The following is a 783-nucleotide window of genomic DNA, read 5'->3' as shown; positions in this document are numbered from 1 at the left end:
ATCGGGCCCGGCGTACCAGCGGCCCGGGGGGCCGGCCAGCAGCAGCGTCGCCAGCCGGCGGCCGTGCGCGGCGCTCAGCACGGCGATGCCCCGGGCGGCGGAGGCCTGCTCGTGGTCGGTGGCGCGGTTCATGCCGACCCGGCTCCACAGGCCCCAGGCGATGCTCCAGGCCGGGGTGCCGGTCTCCCGGTGCAGCCGCTCGACCGCGCTCTCCAGGTAGCGGTTGGCGGCGGCGTACGCGGTGGAGCCGACGGCCTCCTGGAAGCCGACCATCGAGGAGAAGCCGACGAACTGGGCGCCGGGCCGCCGGCGGACGAGCTCGATCAGGTGGTCCGTACCGGTCGTCTTGGCGCGCACCGCCGCGCGCCAGCTGTCGCGGTCCGTGCCGGAGAGCAGGGCGATCCGGTAGGCGCCGGCCAGGTGGAGCACGCCGTCCAGCGGTGCCTGCCAGTCCCGTTCGGCCTCGGCGACCACCGCGGCCAGCTGCTCGCGGTCGGTCACGTCGGCGCGGCGGTAGTCGACCCGGCCGCCGTACGCGGACAGCCGGTGCAGCGCGGCGCGGCGTTCGGCCGCCTCGGCGGTCGGCGCGTCCAGGTCGGTGCGGCCGATCACCAGCAGCCGGGAGCCGTGGTCGCGCAGCAGGCCGGGCAGCAGCTCGGCGGCGATCCCGCCGAGGCCGCCGGTGACCAGGTAGCGGGCGCCGGGAGCGAGCAGCGAGCAGCCTTCGGCGTCGGTGGCGGGCCCGGCCGGGCCGAGCCGGGGCACCCATGGGCGGCCCGCGCG

The 783-nt window shown here is 78.3% G+C and carries 1 protein-coding gene; it reads right to left on the bottom strand.

The genetic code is table 11. The annotated features are described in order from the left end of the window. Positions 1 to 783, bottom strand: a 783-nt coding sequence (locus BG452_RS35905) for an SDR family NAD(P)-dependent oxidoreductase (protein WP_188308526.1), incomplete at both ends; no start/stop codon positions are given.

Origin of the sequence: Streptomyces sp. CBMA123 (assembly GCF_014596465.1) — a bacterium.
Taxonomy (GTDB): domain Bacteria; phylum Actinomycetota; class Actinomycetes; order Streptomycetales; family Streptomycetaceae; genus Kitasatospora.
This window is presented reverse-complemented; position numbering and strand designations above follow the sequence as displayed.